At 46.4% G+C, this 21,247-nt stretch carries 23 protein-coding genes and 9 tRNA genes; 22 read left to right on the top strand and 10 right to left on the bottom strand.

Annotated elements, in window-relative coordinates; all coding sequences use genetic code 11:
• Positions 1 to 5 precede the first annotated feature (5 nt).
• On the top strand, positions 6 to 602 hold the full coding sequence (locus ViNHUV68_RS01680) for an XTP/dITP diphosphatase (RefSeq protein WP_391089021.1): 597 nt from the start codon (positions 6 to 8) through the stop codon (positions 600 to 602).
• A complete protein-coding gene (gene hemW / locus ViNHUV68_RS01675) occupies positions 602 to 1,780 on the top strand; it encodes a radical SAM family heme chaperone HemW (RefSeq protein WP_391089019.1) in 1,179 nt (392 codons plus the stop codon). The genes ViNHUV68_RS01680 and hemW overlap by 1 nt, the downstream gene beginning before the upstream one ends.
• Positions 1,781 to 1,837: 57 nt before the next feature.
• On the opposite strand, the gene glsB is transcribed toward hemW, so the two are convergent.
• Entirely contained in the window at positions 1,838 to 2,758 is a 921-nt protein-coding gene (gene glsB, locus ViNHUV68_RS01670) for a glutaminase B (protein WP_391089017.1), read from the bottom strand.
• A gap of 139 nt (positions 2,759 to 2,897) precedes the next feature.
• A complete protein-coding gene (gene trmB, locus ViNHUV68_RS01665) occupies positions 2,898 to 3,617 on the bottom strand; it encodes a tRNA (guanosine(46)-N7)-methyltransferase TrmB (protein ID WP_391089015.1) in 720 nt (239 codons plus the stop codon).
• Between the two features lie 212 nt (positions 3,618 to 3,829).
• Between trmB and mutY the strand changes: the two genes are divergently transcribed.
• From mutY to ViNHUV68_RS01600, 13 genes are all read left to right on the top strand, one after another.
• Positions 3,830 to 4,885, top strand: coding sequence for an A/G-specific adenine glycosylase (gene mutY / locus ViNHUV68_RS01660; RefSeq protein ID WP_391089013.1), 1,056 nt, complete (start codon positions 3,830 to 3,832; stop codon positions 4,883 to 4,885).
• A gap of 18 nt (positions 4,886 to 4,903) precedes the next feature.
• Positions 4,904 to 5,176, top strand: a complete 273-nt coding sequence (locus tag ViNHUV68_RS01655) for an oxidative damage protection protein (protein ID WP_038173630.1) — start codon at positions 4,904 to 4,906, stop codon at positions 5,174 to 5,176.
• Between the two features lie 71 nt (positions 5,177 to 5,247).
• Positions 5,248 to 6,381 carry a membrane-bound lytic murein transglycosylase MltC gene (mltC, locus tag ViNHUV68_RS01650; protein WP_038173627.1) on the top strand — a complete coding sequence of 378 codons (1,134 nt, stop codon included), beginning with the start codon at positions 5,248 to 5,250 and terminating at the stop codon, positions 6,379 to 6,381.
• A 106-nt stretch (positions 6,382 to 6,487) separates the two neighbouring features.
• Positions 6,488 to 6,563 (top strand) — tRNA-Phe (locus ViNHUV68_RS01645).
• Between the two features lie 56 nt (positions 6,564 to 6,619).
• Positions 6,620 to 6,695 (top strand) — tRNA-Thr (locus tag ViNHUV68_RS01640).
• 7 nt (positions 6,696 to 6,702) lie between these two features.
• Positions 6,703 to 6,778 (top strand) — tRNA-Phe (locus ViNHUV68_RS01635).
• Between the two features lie 12 nt (positions 6,779 to 6,790).
• Positions 6,791 to 6,866 (top strand) — tRNA-Asn (locus ViNHUV68_RS01630).
• A 293-nt stretch (positions 6,867 to 7,159) separates the two neighbouring features.
• The gene (locus tag ViNHUV68_RS01625) at positions 7,160 to 8,785 is read left to right on the top strand and encodes a methyl-accepting chemotaxis protein (RefSeq protein WP_038173626.1); all 1,626 of its coding nucleotides are present in this window, start codon (positions 7,160 to 7,162) and stop codon (positions 8,783 to 8,785) included.
• Positions 8,786 to 9,006: 221 nt separating this feature from the next.
• A tRNA-Phe gene (locus ViNHUV68_RS01620) sits at positions 9,007 to 9,082 on the top strand.
• A 53-nt stretch (positions 9,083 to 9,135) separates the two neighbouring features.
• Positions 9,136 to 9,211: transfer RNA gene (locus ViNHUV68_RS01615), tRNA-Thr, on the top strand.
• Between the two features lie 18 nt (positions 9,212 to 9,229).
• Positions 9,230 to 9,305 (top strand) — tRNA-Asn (locus ViNHUV68_RS01610).
• A 10-nt stretch (positions 9,306 to 9,315) separates the two neighbouring features.
• A tRNA-Thr gene (locus tag ViNHUV68_RS01605) sits at positions 9,316 to 9,391 on the top strand.
• A 37-nt stretch (positions 9,392 to 9,428) separates the two neighbouring features.
• A tRNA-Asn gene (locus ViNHUV68_RS01600) sits at positions 9,429 to 9,504 on the top strand.
• A gap of 274 nt (positions 9,505 to 9,778) precedes the next feature.
• Here the strand turns inward: ViNHUV68_RS01600 and ViNHUV68_RS01595 are convergent.
• From ViNHUV68_RS01595 to mlaF, 8 genes are all read right to left on the bottom strand, one after another.
• Positions 9,779 to 10,519 (bottom strand): 1-acylglycerol-3-phosphate O-acyltransferase, encoded by a 741-nt coding sequence (locus tag ViNHUV68_RS01595; protein WP_038173625.1) that lies wholly within the window; start codon positions 10,517 to 10,519, stop codon positions 9,779 to 9,781.
• 114 nt (positions 10,520 to 10,633) lie between these two features.
• Positions 10,634 to 11,893, bottom strand: coding sequence for a UDP-N-acetylglucosamine 1-carboxyvinyltransferase (murA, locus tag ViNHUV68_RS01590; protein WP_391089010.1), 1,260 nt, complete (start codon positions 11,891 to 11,893; stop codon positions 10,634 to 10,636).
• Between the two features lie 9 nt (positions 11,894 to 11,902).
• Positions 11,903 to 12,157, bottom strand: a complete 255-nt coding sequence (gene ibaG / locus ViNHUV68_RS01585) for a BolA family iron metabolism protein IbaG (protein ID WP_038173622.1) — start codon at positions 12,155 to 12,157, stop codon at positions 11,903 to 11,905.
• Entirely contained in the window at positions 12,150 to 12,479 is a 330-nt protein-coding gene (locus ViNHUV68_RS01580) for a lipid asymmetry maintenance protein MlaB (RefSeq protein WP_038173620.1), read from the bottom strand. The genes ibaG and ViNHUV68_RS01580 overlap by 8 nt, the downstream gene beginning before the upstream one ends.
• A complete protein-coding gene (mlaC, locus tag ViNHUV68_RS01575; protein WP_391089007.1) occupies positions 12,472 to 13,116 on the bottom strand; it encodes a phospholipid-binding protein MlaC in 645 nt (214 codons plus the stop codon). Before mlaC ends, ViNHUV68_RS01580 begins: the two co-directional genes overlap by 8 nt.
• Before the next feature lie 10 nt (positions 13,117 to 13,126).
• Complete coding sequence (gene mlaD / locus ViNHUV68_RS01570) at positions 13,127 to 13,606, bottom strand: outer membrane lipid asymmetry maintenance protein MlaD (protein WP_038173616.1); 480 nt, start codon at positions 13,604 to 13,606, stop codon at positions 13,127 to 13,129.
• 2 nt (positions 13,607 to 13,608) lie between these two features.
• The gene (gene mlaE / locus ViNHUV68_RS01565) at positions 13,609 to 14,397 is read right to left on the bottom strand and encodes a lipid asymmetry maintenance ABC transporter permease subunit MlaE (protein ID WP_038173615.1); all 789 of its coding nucleotides are present in this window, start codon (positions 14,395 to 14,397) and stop codon (positions 13,609 to 13,611) included.
• Positions 14,397 to 15,194, bottom strand: coding sequence for a phospholipid ABC transporter ATP-binding protein MlaF (mlaF, locus tag ViNHUV68_RS01560; protein WP_391089005.1), 798 nt, complete (start codon positions 15,192 to 15,194; stop codon positions 14,397 to 14,399). Before mlaF ends, mlaE begins: the two co-directional genes overlap by 1 nt.
• Positions 15,195 to 15,436: 242 nt before the next feature.
• On the opposite strand from mlaF, the gene ViNHUV68_RS01555 reads away from it, so the two are divergent.
• From ViNHUV68_RS01555 to ViNHUV68_RS01525, 7 genes are read left to right on the top strand one after another with little or no spacing between them, the layout of a single operon-like run.
• The gene (locus tag ViNHUV68_RS01555; protein WP_038173613.1) at positions 15,437 to 16,408 is read left to right on the top strand and encodes a calcium/sodium antiporter; all 972 of its coding nucleotides are present in this window, start codon (positions 15,437 to 15,439) and stop codon (positions 16,406 to 16,408) included.
• Positions 16,409 to 16,427: 19 nt separating this feature from the next.
• On the top strand, positions 16,428 to 17,393 hold the full coding sequence (locus ViNHUV68_RS01550; protein ID WP_038173612.1) for a KpsF/GutQ family sugar-phosphate isomerase: 966 nt from the start codon (positions 16,428 to 16,430) through the stop codon (positions 17,391 to 17,393).
• Entirely contained in the window at positions 17,393 to 17,950 is a 558-nt protein-coding gene (gene kdsC / locus ViNHUV68_RS01545; RefSeq protein ID WP_391089003.1) for a 3-deoxy-manno-octulosonate-8-phosphatase KdsC, read from the top strand. Before ViNHUV68_RS01550 ends, kdsC begins: the two co-directional genes overlap by 1 nt.
• Positions 17,947 to 18,510: an LPS export ABC transporter periplasmic protein LptC gene (lptC, locus tag ViNHUV68_RS01540; RefSeq protein WP_391089001.1), complete on the top strand. Its 564-nt coding sequence runs from the start codon at positions 17,947 to 17,949 to the stop codon at positions 18,508 to 18,510. The genes kdsC and lptC overlap by 4 nt, the downstream gene beginning before the upstream one ends.
• Positions 18,491 to 18,988 carry a lipopolysaccharide transport periplasmic protein LptA gene (lptA, locus tag ViNHUV68_RS01535; RefSeq protein WP_038173609.1) on the top strand — a complete coding sequence of 166 codons (498 nt, stop codon included), beginning with the start codon at positions 18,491 to 18,493 and terminating at the stop codon, positions 18,986 to 18,988. The genes lptC and lptA overlap by 20 nt, the downstream gene beginning before the upstream one ends.
• 2 nt (positions 18,989 to 18,990) lie before the next feature.
• Positions 18,991 to 19,716 (top strand): LPS export ABC transporter ATP-binding protein, encoded by a 726-nt coding sequence (gene lptB, locus ViNHUV68_RS01530; protein WP_038173607.1) that lies wholly within the window; start codon positions 18,991 to 18,993, stop codon positions 19,714 to 19,716.
• Positions 19,717 to 19,766: 50 nt separating this feature from the next.
• A complete protein-coding gene (locus ViNHUV68_RS01525) occupies positions 19,767 to 21,233 on the top strand; it encodes an RNA polymerase factor sigma-54 (protein WP_391088998.1) in 1,467 nt (488 codons plus the stop codon).
• Positions 21,234 to 21,247: the final 14 nt, after the last annotated feature.

Raw genomic sequence — 21,247 nt, 5'->3', positions numbered from 1 at the left:
TCCCCATGAGCAAGATTGTTTTAGCCACTGGTAACCAAGGTAAAGTTCGTGAAATGGCCGGCTTATTGGCCGATTTTGGTTTTGATGTCGTGGCGCAAAGCGAGTTCAACATTTCTGAGGCCGCTGAAACTGGCACCACCTTTATCGAGAATGCCATTATCAAAGCACGCCACGCAGCACAGCAAACCGGCTTGCCAGCGATTGCCGATGACTCAGGTCTTGAAGTCGACGCCCTGAATGGCGCACCAGGTATTTACTCGGCGCGCTATGCAGGAGAAGACGCGACCGATCAACAAAACCTCAATAAGTTGCTTGCAGCAATGCAAGATGTACCTGAAGAGAAACGTACAGCGCGTTTTCACTGCGTGTTGGTTCTGATGCGCCACGAAAACGACCCGACACCGATTGTGTGCCATGGTCAGTGGCAAGGCCGTATACTCACTGAGGCACACGGCGAAAATGGCTTTGGCTATGATCCTGTGTTTTATGTTTCTGAAGACAACTGCGCTTCTGCCGAGCTCGAACCTGCGCGTAAAAAGCAGCTATCACACCGTGGTAAAGCGCTACAACAGTTGTTTGCGATCCTTGCCGAGCAACAATAATGGGCCAGCTAACTCCCCCTGATTTGAGCCTTTATGTACACATCCCGTGGTGTGTACAAAAGTGCCCCTATTGTGATTTCAACTCACACGAGCTCAAAGCGGAGATTCCAGAACAAGCCTACATCGCTGCGTTACTGCAAGATTTAGATAATGACATTGAACGTTACCAATTAAATGCGAACTCGCGCCCACTGCACTCCATTTTCATTGGTGGCGGAACGCCAAGCCTTATCTCGGCTCAAGGTATTGAAGATCTGCTACAAGGCATTGAGCAGCGCATCCCGTTCAAGCCCGCAATCGAAATCACCATGGAAGCCAACCCTGGTACCATCGAAGCAGAGCGTTTTGCAGGTTATCGCCGCGCTGGAGTGACACGCATCTCTATCGGTGTACAGAGCTTCGAGCAACAAAAGCTTATCAGACTAGGTCGGATTCACGGTCAGGAAGAAGCCGTCAATGCGGCCAAATTAGCCCATCAAATTGGCTTAAACAGCTTTAACCTCGATCTTATGCACGGTTTACCGGATCAATCGGTTGAACAAGCGCTAAGCGATTTAGACCAAGCGATTGCACTCAATCCTCCGCACCTCTCTTGGTATCAGTTAACCATTGAGCCTAATACCCTGTTCTATTACAAGCAGCCGACTTTGCCTGATGACGACGACTTATGGGATATTTTTGAACAAGGGCATCAAAAACTGGCGGCGGCTGGTTATGTGCAATATGAGATATCCGGCTACAGCAAACCCGGTTATCAATGTCAGCATAATCTCAACTATTGGCGCTTTGGTGACTACCTAGGCATTGGTTGCGGGTCGCACGGAAAGCTGAGTTTCACTGATGGGCGCATTATACGAACCACCAAAATCAAACACCCTAGAGGCTACCTCGCAGCGTTTGATAATATGGTCAAGCCATACCTAAATAGTGAGGTAGAAGTTGCGGCGCAAGATAGGCCTTTCGAGTTCTTTATGAACCGCTTTCGCCTGATGGAAGCCTGCCCAAAACAAGATTTTCTTGACACGACTGGGCTTGAATTTAGCTCGATTGAGCCGACCATTAACTGGGCAATTGAGATGGGATACCTCAATCAAACCAAGACACACTGGCAAATTAGCGAGAAAGGTAAACTGTTTTTAAACGACTTGCTCGAAGCCTTTATGGCGGAAGAAGAGTAAGATCAAAGTGATGAGATAATAACGCTGCGCAAGCATCTGCGCAGCGTTCTCTTCAGGCTAAAATATCGAGCGGCCGATACGCTCGGACAATAGCTCTAACGCTTTGGTACCCGCCAATGAGTTGCCTGATGGGTCAAGCTCTGGTGACCAAACCGCGATGGTCATTTCACCCGGAACGATGGCTATAATACCGCCACCGACGCCTGACTTACCCGGCATACCGACACGATATGCAAACTCACCAGCACCATCATACAAGCCACATGTCGCGAGCAAGGCATTAAGCTGCTTAGTTTGCGTTGCGGTAATCACGGCTTTACCCGTTTGTACCGACGTTCCTTTGTTGGCCAAGTAACTAAAGGTTTTCGCCAGATCAACACAGCTCATTTTCAGCGAGCAGGCATGAAAGTAATTATTCAACACCGGAATGACTTCATTTTCAAAATTACCAAACGAGCGCATCAAATAGGCAATCGCCGCGTTACGGTCACTGTGCATCATTTCTGAGGCTGCCACGGTTTTGTCGTAGCAAATATGAGTATCACCAGAAAGCTGGCGCACAAACTCTAACAAACGCTGACGCGGCGCAGAAAGGCGACTATTGAGCAAGTCAGCCACCACAATTGCCCCGGCGTTAATAAACGGATTGCGCGGGATGCCTTGTTCCATCTCAAGCTGAATTAATGAGTTAAACGCTTGACCAGAGGGCTCTTTCCCCACTCTCGACCAGATCTCTTCCGGCTTATACAAGCCCAAGGCAAGAGTGAGGCTGAGCGCTTTCGAGATCGACTGAATAGAAAATGCTTCATCAGCATCGCCCGCTTTTATCACTTGGCCTTGGTTAGTAAACACCGCGATAGCGAGTTTATTCGCCGGCACTTTCGCCAAAGCAGGAATATAATTAGCCACTTTTCCGTGACCAATTAACGGCCGCACTTCGTTGAGAATATCAGCAAGAATTTCTGGTGTTGGTTTCATTATCAACCTTAAAAATCAATTAGTTATTATTATTTTCTTCTAGGGTCAAAAAAGCCAACATCAAGTGTTGGCTTTCGCAATCATCATTTAAAGCGCTAAGTTACTGCAAACACAGCGGCGCGGCTACCACAAGCGTCGTTTATTTTACGCGCTTGTATTTGATATCCCAAACACCGTGACCTAAACGATGCCCGCGAGCTTCGAATTTCGTCAGTGGGCGCTCTTCAGGGCGAGGGACAAAGTCACCGTCTGGCGCAATATTCTCGAAGCCTGGCGCTTGGTTCATCACTTCAATCATATGCTCAGCGTAATTTTCCCAATCAGTCGCCATATGGAAAATGCCTTCACCAACAATGAGCTTTTGACGCACCATTTCGGCAAAATCGAGCTGAACAATACGGCGCTTGTGGTGACGTTTTTTGTGCCAAGGGTCTGGGAAAAACAGTTGCAGCGTTGCAAGACTGCTGTCTGGAATCATGTGAGCAAACACTTCAACCGCATCGTGGCACATCACGCGTAAATTCGTCACGCCGGCTTCACGAGCGTCAGAAAGGCACGCACCCACACCTGGGCTGTGGACCTCAATACCCAAGAAGTTTTTCTCTGGCGCATTCTTCGCCATTTCAACCAGTGATGCGCCCATACCGAAACCAATTTCAAGCACCACGGGATTGTCGTTACCAAACACTTGTTGCCAATCAAGCAGCGTGTCTTGGTAATCAATTCCCATTGTCGGCCAACATTCATTCATCGCATTTTCCTGACCTTTGGTCAGACGACCTTCGCGTCGAACAAAGCTGCGAATTTTGCGTATCAGTTTACCGTCTTCGTTGTATTCGTTAGTGGTCACTTCACTCATGATTTTGCCTGTTTAAAAATTGGTCTCGCCTGAAAGGGATTGTGATTATCCAAAGAATCGTCATTGGTGCAAGTATTTTAGCGCAATTCGCCGCTTATTAGCCTTGGCTCACAAACTTTATTACGTTTATCCTTACTGTTTATCGGTTGTACTTTACCCAATATTTGTGGTGCAATTTTGTCTGACTAAAAATATAAAATGTTGAGCAGACCGTGACTCCTTTCGCTAACGCCATTTTACAGTGGTATGAAAATTATGGGCGTAAAAGCCTACCGTGGCAGCATAATAAGACCGCTTATAGTGTATGGCTGTCGGAAATTATGTTGCAGCAAACTCAAGTAACAACGGTTATCCCGTACTATCAACGATTTCTTGAGCGCTTCCCAACTGTGGTCGATCTCGCCAATGCAGAGCAAGACGAAGTGTTGCATTTGTGGACCGGACTCGGCTATTACGCTCGGGCGCGGAACCTGCACAAAGCCGCCAAGACCGTTGCTGAGCAATATCACGGCGAGTTTCCACTCGATATCGAGCAGATGAATGCCTTACCGGGTATTGGTCGTTCAACAGCGGCGGCGATTCTGTCATCGGTCCATAAACAACCACACGCTATTTTAGATGGCAATGTCAAACGTACCCTCGCGCGCTGCTTTGCCGTTGAAGGTTGGCCAGGACAGAAGAAAGTAGAAAATCAACTCTGGCAACACGCAGAAAACCATACGCCTCAGGTCGATGTCGATAAATATAACCAAGCCATGATGGATATGGGCGCCATGGTCTGTACGCGCAGCAAACCTAAATGTACCTTATGTCCGGTAGCAACGTTATGCCAAGCGAATAAACAAGGCAATCCATTGGATTATCCGGGGAAAAAGCCAAAAAAAGACAAACCGATTAAAGAGACTTGGTTTGCTATGCTGCACTACAATGGCTACGTTTGGCTTGAGCAAAGACCGCAAACCGGGATTTGGGGTGGGCTGTTTTGCTTTCCTGAAAATCAGCACGCTGATTTGTCTCATCCTCTCGAAATGCGTGGCGTCACCTCTGCAACGATCAAGCGTCAAACACAACTGATCGCCTTTCGCCACACTTTCAGTCACTACCACCTCGATATCACACCTATTTTGCTAGACCTATCAAAGCAACCCGATGTGATAATGGAAGCAAGCAAAGGTCTTTGGTATAACTTATCTCAACCAGAAGAGATCGGTTTGGCTGCACCAGTAAAACAACTGCTGCAAAGCCTACCCCATGAACTTCACCGTTAATTATTTTAAGGAATCGTTATGAGCCGCACTGTATTTTGTACCCGACTACAAAAAGAAGCCGAAGGTCTCGACTTTCAGCTCTACCCAGGTGAGCTAGGAAAACGTATTTTTGACAACATTTCTAAACCAGCATGGGCTGAGTGGCAACACAAACAGACTATGCTGATCAATGAAAAGAAACTTAATATGATGGATCCTGAGCACCGTAAGTTGATCGAAACCGAAATGGTCAACTTCCTATTCGAAGGCAAAGACGTTCATATCGAAGGCTATACACCACCTAGCGAGTAAGGTTAGGTCCAAGAGAAGCACAACCGAAATGACATCATTGTCCGCAGTGATGTCATTTTTTTAGGAAACCTATGAGAAAGTTAACGTACCTGTTGATGGCGTTTGCTCTGACTGGCTGCAGTCGTGAGTTTATTGAAAACATTTATCGCGTTGATTACGAACCCACCAATCGCTTTGCTAAAAATTTGGCTCAATTGCCTGGTCAGTTTGAAAAAGACACTGCCGCTCTTGATTCATTAATCGGTAGCTTTTCTGGCAATATCGAGAAGCGATGGGGGCGAAATGAGATCAAATTTGCCGGTAAAAGCAACTACGTCAAATACATCGATAACTATCTCAGCCGATCTGAGGTTAACTTCGACAAGGGCTTGATCACGATTGAGACGGTCTCTCCCACCGATCCCAAAGCACACCTGAAAAACGCCATCATCACAACGTTACTCACTCCAGACGATCCTGCTAATGTCGATTTATTCTCGTCGAAAGAGATTACTTTGGAAGGCCAACCTTTTCTCTATCGTCAAGTTGTCGACCAAGATAACAAGGCAATTCAGTGGTCATGGCGCGCGAATCGCTTTGCAGACTATCTGATTGCCAACAAACTCAAAGTGAAAGATGTCGACTTCAAGAAAGCCTACTATGTCGAAATTCCGATGGTGGCTGAGCAATTCGAAATTCGTAGTTACCAATACGCCGACATCGTTCAACGTGCATCAAATAAATATGGCATACCAGAAGATTTGATCTACGCGATCATTAAAACCGAGAGCAGTTTCAACCCCTACGCCGTCAGCTGGGCCAATGCCTATGGACTGATGCAAGTTGTACCGAAAACTGCTGGGCGTGATGTTTTCGAGTTAGTGAAAAAGAGAGCTGGACAGCCAAGTCCTGAATATCTGTTCAATCCAGAGAATAATATTGATACAGGCACCGCTTATTTTTACATCCTGAAAAATCGTTACCTTAAGGATGTCAGTAACCCAACATCACTAGAGTACAGTATGATTTCCGCCTACAACGGCGGCACTGGTGGAGTACTGAATACGTTTAACCGGAGTGACCGTAAACGTGCCATGCGCGATCTTAACTCACTGCAGCCAAATCAGGTTTATTGGGCGTTAACCCAAAAGCACCCGAATGCAGAAGCGCGCCGTTACTTAGAAAAAGTGACCAAATTCAAAAAAGATTTCAATTCAGGTAAGTAATAACCACCCATTTTGCTTAAATAATCAGCACTTGGCCACTTTTTTGAATTTTTTGCTAAAAACAAGTTGACGGCAAAGAGGAAAATCCGTTTAATAGCGCTCCGTTGCCCGGATAGCTCAGTCGGTAGAGCAGAGGATTGAAAATCCTCGTGTCGGTGGTTCGATTCCGCCTCCGGGCACCACAATTTAATTGTTGGTGTCTTTAGACAGCAACAGAATAAGCAAAGAATATTAGTGTGCCGACTTAGCTCAGTAGGTAGAGCAACTGACTTGTAATCAGTAGGTCACCAGTTCGACTCCGGTAGTCGGCACCATTCTTTTGCCTCGATAGCTCAGTCGGTAGAGCAGAGGATTGAAAATCCTCGTGTCGGTGGTTCGATTCCGCCTCGAGGCACCATATAAAAATAGTTCCTCCTTAGCTCAGTTGGTAGAGCGACGGACTGTTAATCCGCAGGTCGCTGGTTCGAGCCCAGCAGGAGGAGCCAATTTCAAAAGCCAAGTCTTCGGACTTGGCTTTTTTTGTTTTCCAGCATGTCATCGAACCTCTACTCTAATTGACCTTACCTTTTCGTTGCCCTTATTCCAGCTCAGATCGTGCCGTTACTCGTATGTGAAAAATGTAAAAAATACTTTTTTCGACCTTAAAATTTAATCCTCATCATAAAACAAACCCTGTTTGCTATTTACTAGAGAGGTTCTACATTAAGATGACAGCAAGATGAAATGAGTCAAAAAAGAACTCAACCAAGTGTAATGTGAACTAATTGTGAGCGATTTTATGAAACTAAAGACACAAGCTTATTTATTGTCGGGAATTATCCTCATCGCATTACTTGCTTTAACGGCTACAGGTCTGTGGACCTTACGTGTTGCAAGTAACTTAGATAATAAAGCACGCGTAACCGAACTGTTTAACAGTGCCTATAGCATTTTGACCGAAGTCGAGAAAATGGCGGCGGATGGTTCTTTAGAGGAGCAGCAAGCCAAAGCACTGGCTACTCGTCTACTACGCAACAATATCTACAAAGACAATGAGTACGTTTACGTTGCCGATGAAAACATGACCTTTGTCGCGACACCGTTAGACCCACAATTACACGGCACCAGCTTTCACGACTTTAAAGATGGTAAGGGCAACAGCGTCGGTCAATTAATTCAAGACGTTATCGGACGTAAAACGGGGCAAGTGGTCGAGTATACCTGGACGCAAAAACAAGCCGACGGCAGCATTGAAGAAAAACTCTCGATTGCACAAAAAACACCACGCTGGAATTGGGTGGTGGGAACAGGGATTGGCTTTAATGAAGTCAATGCTCGCTTCTGGGCTACCGCACAATGGCAGCTGTTACTGTGTTTAATTATTGCTTCCGCTATTTTAGCCATTCTAATTTTGTCGATTCGCCGCATGCTAGCTCTACTTGGTGGGGAACCACAAGATGTCCGTCGCGCCGTACAAGAAGTGGCCAATGGTAAAATACAGACTTCATTTGAACATCAAGCCCCGCAAGGCAGTATCTATGAGGCAGTCCAGCAGATGAGTCGCTCCTTAGCTCAATTGGTCGACAACCTCGATGGCTCAATGCACGCTCTGCGTAATGAGCTTGCCAGTGTTGAAGAGCGCTCAAAGAGCATCTCTCAACTAACGGACTCTCAACAGCAATCCACCGCGATGATAGCAACGGCAATGACCGAAATGGCCTCTTCTGCCAACAATGTGGCGGATTCAGCTGGTGACACGGCGCGCAATACTGATGAAGCCGACAAACAGAGTCAGCATACTCAACAACTCATTCATAACACCGTCGACAATATCCAAGGCCTAGCGAGTCAACTCGGTGCGGCTAGTAAAGCGGTAGCCGAGCTCGATAACAATGTTAATAGCATAGTGAAAGTTCTCGATGTAATTGGTGGTATTGCCGAGCAAACCAACTTACTCGCACTCAACGCTGCCATCGAAGCCGCACGCGCTGGTGAGCAAGGGCGCGGCTTTGCCGTAGTTGCTGACGAAGTTCGCAACCTAGCAGGTCGCACTCAAGACAGCACCAAAGAGATCCAAGAGATGATCACTAATCTACAACAAGGCTCTCGCAACGCCATCCAGACAATGGAAGTCTGTGCCGAAACCAGCGAAAGTACTGTCGTAGAATCACAAAACGCCTCGGAAGCACTGCAACAGATCGTTATCGCTTTAGAATCAATTTCTCAGATGAGCCATCAAATTGCCACTGCAGCCGCTGAACAGACTCAAGTCAGTGACGATATTTCGCAGCGTATTAACTTAATCGAGGAGAGCGGTAACCAGCTCAGTGGTGTGGTGACTCAGAGCCACAATAGCACCCAAAGCCTAACTCAACTCGCCAACGAACTGGAAAGCTGGGTAAGTAAATTTACTGTTAAACACTAGACGCTCTTGGAGCCGCAAAAGCACGCCTTTTCGCGTGCTTTTTTGATGTTCAAAGCAAACTATTTGCTTAGTGATGAGTTATCAGTGCTACTGCCCTTTATACACTTCTTAGTCAAAATGGATAAAAACAGCCCATTAAGTATAGAAAAACAACAAACGATATTTTTTTTTGCATTTTAGTGTTGACCTAAAACACGAAAAGCATTTTAATACACCTCGTTGCCCGGATAGCTCAGTCGGTAGAGCAGAGGATTGAAAATCCTCGTGTCGGTGGTTCGATTCCGCCTCCGGGCACCACAGTTTATTAATTGTTGGTGTCTTGCACGAACAATATAGCAAAATAATAGTGCGCCGACTTAGCTCAGTAGGTAGAGCAACTGACTTGTAATCAGTAGGTCACCAGTTCGATTCCGGTAGTCGGCACCATTATTTAAAAAGAACAATTCCTCCTTAGCTCAGTTGGTAGAGCGACGGACTGTTAATCCGCAGGTCGCTGGTTCGAGCCCAGCAGGAGGAGCCACTTTTAGTGTGCCGACTTAGCTCAGTAGGTAGAGCAACTGACTTGTAATCAGTAGGTCACCAGTTCGACTCCGGTAGTCGGCACCATTTCTTCTTTTAAGAAGAAAGCTCGCAAACGAATAATTCCTCCTTAGCTCAGTTGGTAGAGCGACGGACTGTTAATCCGCAGGTCGCTGGTTCGAGCCCAGCAGGAGGAGCCACATTCAAAGCCAAGTCTTCGGACTTGGCTTTTTTTGTATCCACTGATTGCCATCGCCCTACTCTTAATTCCGTTAATAAAAGTCCTGTTAATAGAAGTCCAGTTAGTCAAACCTGAGTACGGTTAATAGAGTCGGCAAACAGCGCTCAACCAATCACTTGTAGCACCTCACATCTTTATGGCCTCAAATAGGCAATAAAAAGCCCCAGTCTTTCGACTAGGGCTGTAATCCGTGTTTATAAGCTAAGTATTCGCCGTAGTTTAAAGCTCCCCTCCTACGCCTTCACACCTTGCTGTTGATTAAGCATCGCGACTTCTTTGTCTAACGCTTCTAGCTTATCTTTCATCTGCTCACGGCAGAGGTTCGCTAGGGCGCGAACATTCTCTTTACTGTAGCCTTCTACAGAGACTGGTGGCAGCATTTCAACAATAACATGACCATTGTTCCAACGGTTGAGCTTAATCCCTGCGGTCGAGCTACATACAATAGGAATAATCGGTAGTTTAGCCCCAACCGCCGCGTGGAAGGCGCCGGTTTTAAATGGCAGTAAGCCACGCCCGCGTGAACGGGTTCCTTCAGGGAACATCCACACCGAGACATCACTGCTGTTCAAACTGTCCACGACTTGGTCTATCGTTCCTTTTGCCTTGGAGCGATTGCCACGATCAATTAAGATATTACCTGTTAGCCAGTAAAGCTGGCCAAATAGAGGCATCCAAGCGAGGCTTTTTTTACCCACAGTCACCACTTTAGGTGTCACTGCAGAAGAAACGGTAAACAGGTCCCAGTTATTCTGGTGGTTAGCAACATAAACATGCTGACCGCGTTGGTAGGCGTCTGGTGGAATACGTAGTTCAAGCTTAATCCCGAATACTCGCGACATCTTGCCAAAGAGGCGGCCAAAGGTAAAAACGTGCTTAGGGTTGCGGGGGCTTAACAAACAGTAGCCGCAACCAAACACAAACATCACAATTGCAAAAATCGCAACAGCCAATACACGTAATAGTGCAATCATTGGGGTCTCCAAGAACAGAGAGGATCAATCGTTGGTCGGAACTCTAACTGATCGGATAGTCATAAAAAAGCCGAAACTCGCGTTTCGGCTTACAAGCGTTAGCTCATTTTATCGTTAATCGCGAAAACGTTCAATCTTTGCGCCAAGAGCCGACAATTTATCTTCGATTTTATCGTAACCACGATCGATATGATAAATACGATCAACAATGGTTTCGCCGTTAGCAATGCAGCCAGCAATAACCAAGCTGGCTGAAGCACGAAGATCGGTTGCCATCACTTGTGCACCACTGAGCTCTTCAACATCACCACAAATCACGGTATTGCCTTCAATCTCGGCTTTCGCTCCCATACGCATAAGCTCAGGAACATGCATAAAGCGGTTTTCGAAGATGGTTTCAGTGATGACACCGCCACCTTTAGCCATCAGGTTCAACAAGGTAAACTGCGCTTGCATATCCGTTGGAAAACCCGGATGAGGCGCAGTGCGGATGGTCACCGCTTTTAGCTCGCGATCGGTCATATCAACCGAAATCCAGTTTTCTCCAGATTCCACCAGCGCTCCGGCTTCTTCTAACTTTGCCAGTACCGCTTCTAGTAGATGCGCCTTAGTGTTACGGCACGTCACTTTGCCACCAGAAACCGCAGCCGCAACAAGAAAGGTTCCGGTTTCAATGCGATCAGCAACAACGGAATGCTGCCCACCACCTAAACGTTCTACACCTTCAATGGTGATGGTATCAGTACCAGCACCCGTTACTTTCGCGCCCAGTTTATTGAGGAAATCAGCGGTATCAACAATTTCAGGCTCACGCGCTGCATTATCAAGTACCGTAGTACCCTCAGCCAACGTCGCTGCGCACATCACTGTAATCGTCGCACCAACACTGATTTTGTCCATCACGATGTGTGCGCCTTTAAGGCGACCATCAACGTGCGCTTTAACATAACCATCTTCTAGTGTGATCGTAGCGCCTAATTGCTCTAGACCATGAATATGCAGATCAACCGGACGGGCACCAATCGCACAACCACCTGGCAATGAGACTTGACCTTGACCAAAACGTGCCACAAGAGGACCAAGAGCCCAAATAGAAGCTCGCATGGTTTTGACTAAATCGTATGGCGCACAGAATTCATTGATGCTACTGGGATCAACATGCACTGAACCATTACGCTCAACCTTGGCACCAAGGCGCTTTAACAGCTCCATCGTGGTGTCAATGTCACGCAAACGCGGTACGTTGGCGACTTCTACTGGCTCCTCAGCCAATATTGACGCAAACAAAATAGGTAGGGCGGCGTTTTTTGCACCTGAGATGGTGACTTCACCCACTAAAGGCTTTTTAGAGCCAATTACTCGAAACTTTTCCATTCTAAAACCTTACAGTGACATCAACTTCTTATCACGAGCCCACTCATCTGGAGTGTAAGCTTTGATAGAAACAGCGTGAATGTCATTTCTTTGGATGTATTCCATCAGTGGTGCATAAATTAGCTGTTGTTTCTTAACGCGACTCATTCCATCGAAACAAGCATCAACAGCAACTACTTCATAATGGCTGCCTTCACCTTTGACATGTAACTCTGCTAGATGCAGAGCATCATTCAAAATCTGTTGTACTTTTGCGTTATCCACAATTCACCCCTGTTGTATTCTTTAAATGCTCAGCAACGAACTGTTCAACATTGCTCAACTGAAATAATGTGTGCAGTTCATCCGGCACGAAACTGAGCATTATATGACAGTTTTGTTTTTTTGCATGCTCTATTAAATGAATCAGCATAACCATACCCGCAGAGTCGACACGAACTACCTGATCCAGCGACACGACGACCTCACCTTGGGGAAAGGTTTGCTGTTTAAGAATCCGCCATAACGCAGGGACACTATTGCGGTCTAAATCACCACTGAGCAGATAACGATGCTGGCCACTTGTCTGCCATTGTGAATTACTCATCACTCTTTTTCTCGAAACGAATCGGTTGCTTAGCCAATTGTTCAAGTTCATCAGCTACGGCAACAATTCCATCTTGACGTAACTTAGTACTCCACTCAGATTGCTTGCTCGACAGTAGGCTAATCCCTTCCGCAATCATATCGAACGCTTGCCACTCACCGGTATTTTTATCACGGCGCAGTTTAAACTCCAGCTTAATATTCGGTCGAGGTGCATCAATGATATCGACCTTGATGCTTGTGATACTCTTATTTGGATCAAGTTTTGGTTCAGGGGCGAACTCGATCACCTGGTCGCTATATTGAGTCAACACCTGAGCGTAGGACGTCACTAAATAAGCGCGAAAGGCGACAATAAATCTCATCACATCTTCGCGCTTAGCGCCTTTTAAATTCGGACCTAACAGCTTAAGTGAGGCGTACTTTTCGTTAACATACGGCATCAACTCTTGCTCTACGATCACCTTTAAATATTCAGGGTCTTGATGGATACGTTCTTGCTCGGCCTTCAAACGTTGAAACGCTTGCTCGGCAACCGTTGTCATCATCTGGTACGGCTGCGTTTTGTCAACCTCTTGCGCTCTAATACCAAATGCCACCAACAAAGTAAAAAGAGTAAGCACTAACTTCTTTAACATATATTGCTCCTTATTCACTGTCCGAGCCACCAACGCTATATAGTACTTGTCCAATCAAGTCCTCTAATACTAACGCCGACTTGGTATCTTCAATGTAGTCTCCATCGACCAGCATCTGCTCATCTTCAAACACAAAGCCTGGAATCAAACCGATATACTGTTCACCAATCAAACCTGAAGTAAGGATCTTGACGCTTGATGTTTCTGAGAACTGATCGTAGCGACGGCTAATTGCCATCGTCACCACAGGTAACAGTGACTCGGTATTGAGTCCGATATTAGTCACACGGCCAATAACAACACCTCCGACTTTCACTGGAGAACGAACCTTTAGGCTGCCAATGTTATCGAACTCGGCATTGAGGGTGTAAGTATCACCAGATCCAAGCCCTTTAACGTCAGCGACTTGAAAGATCATCACTAGAATTGCGCAAATTCCAGCAAGTACAAAGCTACCAACCCATAATTCTGTTTTTCTTGTTTGTTGCATGATTAGTTCCCAAACATCAATGCAGTTAGTACGAAGTCTAGACCAAGTACTGCCAATGACGAGTGAACGACGGTACGCGTCGTTGCTCGACTGATTCCTTCTGAGGTTGGAATCGCATCATAACCGTTAAATAGTGCGATCCAAGTGACCGTAATGGCAAAGGCAAAGCTCTTTATCATACTGTTACCAATATCTTGGCCGAGCTCAACCGAGGCTTGCATCGCAGACCAAAAGCTCCCGTAGTCAATGCCTTTCCAATCGACACCCACCAATTGACCTCCCCAAATGCCCACCGCGGTAAAAATCATCGCCAGCAGTGGCATCGAGATTATCCCAGCCCAAAAACGCGGGGCGATCACGCGTTTCAATGGGTCAACCGCCATCATTTCCAGACTCGACAGCTGCTCAGTGGCCTTCATCAAACCGATTTCAGCCGTCAAAGCTGACCCAGCTCGCCCAGCGAAAAGCAAAGCCGTAACCACCGGGCCTAGCTCTCTTAACAAAGACAGCGCCACCATCTGACCCAATGCCCCTTCGGCACCAAAATCCACAAGGATAACGTAACCTTGTAGGCTCAATACCATGCCAATAAATAGCCCTGACAAGACAATAATAAGTAACGACTGTACTCCAACGCTATACAGTTGCTTTACGAGTAACGGGAAATTTTTAACGGGCTGTGGTCGACTAGATAAAGCGCCAAACAACATTAAACTGGCGCGACCAAAGGACTCACAGACTGACATGGATCGACGGCCAACAGAGGCGACGATATCAATTAAATTTACCATTATGAAAAGAGATCCTTAGCGAGCGGCTGGGCTGGATAACGAAATGGCACAGGTCCATCCGCGTTGCCTTTAAGAAACTGTTGTACCTGTGGGTTTAGATTGTCACGTAACTCGTCTGGCGTCCCACACGCCACCACCTTTCCGTTGGCTAGAATGTACACCCAGTCAGCGATACTCATCACCTCAGGCACATCGTGAGACACGACAATAGCCGTTACCCCCAGAGCTTGATTCAACTTATGAATCAACTCAACCAGTACCCCCATAGTGATAGGGTCTTGGCCAACAAAAGGTTCATCAAACATAATAAGGGCGGGATCAAGGGCAATCGCGCGAGCTAACGCAGCACGTCTTGCCATGCCGCCAGATAGCTCACTCGGCATAAGCTGCGCCGCGCCGCGTAGTCCAACAGCTTCAAGTTTAAGCAGCACTAAAGTGCGGATCAACGCTTCATCTAACTCAGTATGCTCTCGCAGTGGGAAGGCAACGTTGTCAAACACTGACAGGTCGGTAAATAACGCCCCTGACTGAAATAACATGCTCATTTTTTTGCGTTCTTGGTAGAGCTTACGCCGACTCAACGAGGGAATGTTATGACCATCAAACCAGATTTCACCTTGCTGCGGATAAAGCTGTCCACCAATCAAACGCAACAGGGTGGTTTTTCCTATCCCTGATGGGCCCATAATCGCGGTCACTTTTCCTTTTGGCACACGCAAATTCACGTCATCAAAGACTTTGCGCTCTCCGCGAGAAAACGTTAGCTGCTTTACCGTCACTAAGTCTTCAGATTCCATGTTGAACTCTTATTCGTTCCAGTAACAATGGGCAATCATAAGCACATTAATGCAGAATTTAAAGCATGGCGCAATTAATTGTGAGGCAATCAAATATTAGCACTTTAATATATAGCGACTTGCTTTCCATTGACTTGTTATCATCGCATAACAATTAATTGAATGAACTGCTTCCCTTTTAATAGCCAAACCGTCAAAATTAACGGTTAAATTCTCTCGAAGTATATGGATTAGGAATTATCATGCTCGAAGCCGTTGTGTTTCTCATTATTGGATTAGTCTTTTTAGTTTGGAGTGCTGACAAACTGGTATTTGGTGCTGCCGCACTCGCACGCAATATTGGTATCTCTCCTTTAGTTATCGGTATGACTATTCTAGCGATGGGCTCCTCTGCACCCGAAATGATGGTTTCCGCGACAGCAGCACTGGAAGGCAAAACCGACACGGCTGTAGGCAATGTGTTAGGTTCAAACATCGCCAATATTGCACTGATCTTAGGGATTACTGCGCTGATTAAACCTTTATTAATCAGTTCGGCGGTACTGCGCCGTGAACTGCCTTTAATGATTGGAGTGACCATTCTGGCTGGCGTCTTATTGTGGGATAGTCACTTAGGCTTCTACGAAGGCGTGTTGTTGTTTGTCTTGTTTGCCGCCTTTATTTTGGCAATGCTCCGCATCAGCCACAAAGAAAAAACCAGTGGCATCGCTGATGCAATGCTTGAAGAACAAGCATCTGAAGTGCCTGATGGCGTAAGCAATATTAAGGCTGCAGTGTGGGTTGTGATTGGCCTGATTATCTTGCCCTTTTCGGCTTCGATGTTAGTCGATAACTCGGTGATTATTGCCCAGTACTTCGGTATGAGTGATCTGGTGATTGGTCTCACGATCATTGCCGTTGGCACCAGCTTGCCAGAACTGGCAGCTTCAATTGCTGGAGTCATGAAAGGCGAAGATGATATGGCCGTAGGGAACATTATCGGCTCTAACGTATTTAATATTCTCGCCGTAATGGGCATCCCTGGCATCTTGAATCCCGCTATTTTGAGTGAATACGCTATGGGGCGCGATTTCTGGGTGATGCTCGGCGTATCACTGTTACTAGTGGTGATGGCATTAGGCAAATCACGCAGCGTGAATCGACTGGAAGGTGGCGTACTATTGTGCTGCTTTTTTGCCTATCAAGGCTACCTGATCATGAATATGACCGCATAATCTGAGTTTGGAGTTGTGTATGTTTGATTATCGTTCAACAGCCCTTGAAGTGCTCAACACTGAGGTCGCCGCTTTACAGCAGCTAGACCAGTACTTTAATGACGACTTTATTAACGCCTGTGAGGTCATTCTTACCAATCAAGAAGGCAAAGTTGCCGTCATGGGGATGGGAAAATCGGGCCATATCGGCAAAAAAATCGCCGCGACATTGGCCAGCACAGGCACCTCGGCATTTTTTGTTCACCCAGGTGAAGCGGCCCATGGCGACTTAGGCATGATCGCGACTGGCGACATCGTCTTAGCCATCTCTAACTCAGGTGAATCTGCAGAAATTCTTGGTTTATTTCCCGTACTCAAACGGCGCAATATAACGATAATCAGCATGACGGGCAAACCTAACTCCAACATGGCAAAGCTGGCAGATATTCACCTGCAAATTACGGTTCCTCAAGAAGCGTGCCCACTGGAGCTAGCCCCGACGTCTAGCACCACGGCGACCTTGGTGATGGGCGATGCGCTCGCCGTATCTTTGATGCAAGCACGCGGATTTACCGCCGAAGACTTTGCCCTCTCCCACCCTGGTGGCGCTTTAGGTCGTAAACTTCTGCTCAAGCTCGCCGATATCATGCACACCGGAGAGAACTTACCTTTGGTAACGCCAACAACCGTGGTACGCGATGCGCTGCTTGAGATCAGCCAAAAAGGCTTAGGGATGACAGCTGTAGTCGATGACCACCAGCAGTTGGTGGGCATTTTTACCGATGGCGACTTGCGTCGAATTCTCGATAAACGTATTGATATCCATACCGCACTGATTGGCGATGTGATGACGATTAACCCCGCAACGGCAGAACCGAACATGCTCGCGGCAGAAGGCTTAAATCTCATGCAAGAGAAAAGCATTAATGGCTTAATCTTATGTCAGCAAGGCGTCGTTGTTGGCGCACTGAACATGCATGATTTATTAAAAGCGGGAGTGATGTAATGAGCGTTATGGTCGACACTTTATACCAGCCAGTAGACTCTGCCATCTTGGCCATTGCTCAACAGATCAAATTATTGATTTGCGATGTTGATGGGGTTTTTTCCGATGGGCTTATTTACATGGGCAATCAAGGCGAAGAGCTGAAAACCTTCCATACCCGTGATGGTTATGGCGTTAAAGCCCTAATGAATGCAGGTATTGAGATCGCCATTATTACTGGTCGTCGCTCGCAAATTGTCGAAAACCGCATGAGGGCACTCGGCGTTTCACTGATTTATCAGGGTCAAGACGATAAAGTAAAGGCGTATCAAGATATTTGCGATAAACTCAATATCGCACCACAACATACAGGTTATATCGGTGATGACTTAATCGATTGGCCCGTAATGGAAAAAGTAGCACTTAAAGTTTGTGTAGCGGATGGACACCCGCTACTGGCTCGCCGAGCCAACTATGTCACGGCAATTCGCGGCGGCTATGGGGCAGTAAGGGAAGTCTGTGACCTGATCCTCCAAGCACGAAACGAACTCGATGTTCATAAAGGTCTAAGTATATGAGTCTTTCTCGTATTGGTTATCTCATTCTGGCTTTCATTATTTGCTGGTCTGCTTACTATCTTTTCGAGCAGCAGCAGAGTTATGATATCCAAGTAGAGCCAGATACCGAGTTACCGATGTTTAGCGGCGAGGGGTTAATCAATACCTCATATAACGAAAGCGGTGTCCGCAGTTATGTGATTACCTCCGTCAAGCTCGATCACTACGCCAAAAGCGGTGATACGATTTTTGCTAATCCAGTATTGAAAGTGTTTAAACAAGGCTCCATTCAAGAATGGGAAATCACTGCTGTACGCGGCGTGTTGACCCAAGACCACATTCTGACGCTTTATGACGATGTATTGGCCAACAACTTATTACCTGATTCAGGTTTTGATACGCTGTCCACCGATATCATGAACATCCAATTGGATAGCAGAGACTTTTGGGCAAACAACCAAGTGGTAATGGTTGGCCCTCAATTTGAAACAATAGGACAGGCGATGACGGGCAACTTTGCTGATAATCACGCCACTCTATATAACCAAGTACAAGGTAGATATGAAACTCTCACACCTTAGTCTGATTTCTTGTTTATTCCTGTCTAGCCAAGCGTTAGCGCTATCGACAGACAGAGAGCAACCCGTCTACATCGATTCTGATAGCCAGCAGCTTGATATGCAGAGCAATAAAGTGACTTTCCTTGGTGATGTAAAACTCAAACAAGGCAGCATTAACATCAATGCTGATAAAGTCATTGTTACGCGTAATGCCACTGATGGCGCCATTCAAGAAATTGAAGGTTATGGCGATCTGGCGACCTTCTCTCAGCTCACTGATGATGGCAAAACTTTGTATGGCGAAGCAAAAGAGCTGTACTACAAGATGGTCGACGATCAACTGACCATGATCGACCAAGCGATGCTATCTCAAGATGACAGCGTGATTCGCGGTACTAAAATTCGTTACCAAATCTCTTCTCAAAAGCTCATTGCGGATGGTAAAGAGAAAGGCGACCGCGTTTCGACCGTTCTTCAGCCACAAGCAGTACAAGAATAATTATGGCGATACTAAAAGCGCAGCACTTAGCAAAAACTTACGGTAACCGTACTGTGGTTAGCGATGTCAGCCTGCAAGTTGAATCAGGTCAAATTGTTGGTCTACTCGGTCCTAATGGTGCTGGTAAAACCACATCTTTTTATATGATTGTTGGCCTAGTCGCTCGAGACCAAGGCTCGATCACGATCGACGATAATGACATCAGCATTTTGCCTATGCATAGCCGCTCTCGAATGGGAATTGGCTATTTACCGCAAGAAGCTTCTATCTTCCGTAAATTGTCGGTCGAAGATAACATTATGGCCGTTTTGGAAACTCGCGAAGAAATGACTCGCGAAGAGCGCCAAGACAAACTGGAAGATTTGTTGGAAGAATTCCACATTCAGCACATTCGCTACAGTGCCGGTATGGCATTATCAGGTGGAGAAAGACGTCGAGTTGAAATTGCCCGTGCTCTAGCGGCAAACCCTCAATTTATTTTGTTAGACGAACCTTTTGCCGGGGTTGATCCTATTTCGGTGATCGATATTAAAAAGATCATCGAGCATCTACGAGATCGTGGCTTGGGAGTATTGATCACAGACCACAACGTACGCGAAACTTTGGATGTGTGTGAAAAAGCTTATATTGTTAGCCAAGGTCACCTAATTGCAGAAGGTACACCTGAGCAAGTGCTCAATAACGAACAAGTTAAACAAGTTTATCTCGGCGAACAATTCCGTCTATGATTAAGGGAAAGAACGTTAAGATTCTCCAGCATTAAGGCAAATAAGACTGAATGAAACCCTCATTACAACTCAAGCTAGGACAGCAATTAGCGATGACACCTCAGTTGCAGCAGGCGATACGCTTGTTGCAATTGTCGACGCTCGATCTTCAACAAGAGATACAAGAAGCCTTGGATTCAAATCCTCTGCTTGAGGTTGAAGAAGCCAGTGATGAGCCAACAGCAGAAGAAAACCGCCAAACTGAAGAAAAAGAACCCACGGTCGAGCTGACCGAAATGGCAGAGCCTGACGTCAAAGACAGCTCAGAATTGATTGAAACATCAGAAATCAGCAATGATCTTGAAATTGATACCACTTGGGATGACGTTTACAGTGCCAATACGGGTAGCACGGGGATCGCCGTCGACGACGATATGCCAGTCTACCAAGGCGAGACCACTCAATCATTGCAAGATTACCTACTATGGCAACTGGATTTAACCCCTTTTAGCGACAATGATCGCACGATTGCGCTGGCCTTAATCGACGCCATTGACGACTACGGTTATCTCACTGTCACAACCGAAGATATCCTCGACAGTTTCAACAACGAAGAAATAGAGCTTGATGAGATTGAAGCGGTACGTAAACGCGTGCAGCAATTTGATCCGCTTGGTGTTGCCTCTGTAAACCTGCAAGATTGCTTGCTGCTACAGCTCGCGACGTACCCTGAAGACACCCCTTGGCTCAATGAAGCTAAGCTTGTATTGAGGCATCATATCGATCAACTTGGTAATCGTGACTACAAACTGATCATTAAAGAGACTAAGCTCAAAGAGACAGAGTTGCGTGAAGTGCTGAAGTTGATCCAGCAGCTTGATCCAAGACCAGGGAGCCGCATCTCGTCTGAACACGCAGAATATGTCGTCCCAGACGTGTCCGTTTTTAAAGAGCACGGTAAGTGGGTCGTGACGATCAACCCAGACTCTGTACCCAAATTGAAAGTGAATCAGCAGTATGCGGCGATGGGAAAAGGCAACAGTGCCGACAGCCAATATATTCGCAACAATGTTCAAGAAGCAAAATGGCTGATCAAAAGTTTAGAAAGTAGAAACGAGACCCTGCTCAAAGTTGCTAAGTGTATTGTTGAACATCAGCGTGATTTCTTTGAGTATGGGGAAGAAGCGATGAAGCCAATGGTGCTCAATGATGTCGCTCTCGCGGTCGAAATGCATGAGTCAACCATTTCAAGGGTAACGACACAGAAGTATATGCATACCCCGCGTGGTATTTTTGAATTGAAGTACTTCTTTTCTAGCCATGTCAGTACAGACAATGGTGGGGAGTGCTCATCGACTGCAATTCGCGCGCTGATTAAGAAGCTGGTCGCTGCCGAAAATAGTGCCAAGCCTCTCAGTGATAGCAAGATTGCAGCTCTACTCGCTGACCAAGGGATTCAGGTTGCTAGAAGGACCATCGCAAAGTACCGTGAGTCATTAGGTATTGCCCCTTCCAGTCAGCGTAAACGCCTACTTTAGGCCAATAACCGAGA

The organism is Vibrio sp. NH-UV-68, from assembly GCF_042940635.1.
Classification (GTDB): domain Bacteria; phylum Pseudomonadota; class Gammaproteobacteria; order Enterobacterales; family Vibrionaceae; genus Vibrio; species Vibrio pacinii.
The sequence above is the reverse complement of the archived record's forward strand: the minus strand, read 5'-3'. Positions and strand labels throughout refer to the sequence as shown.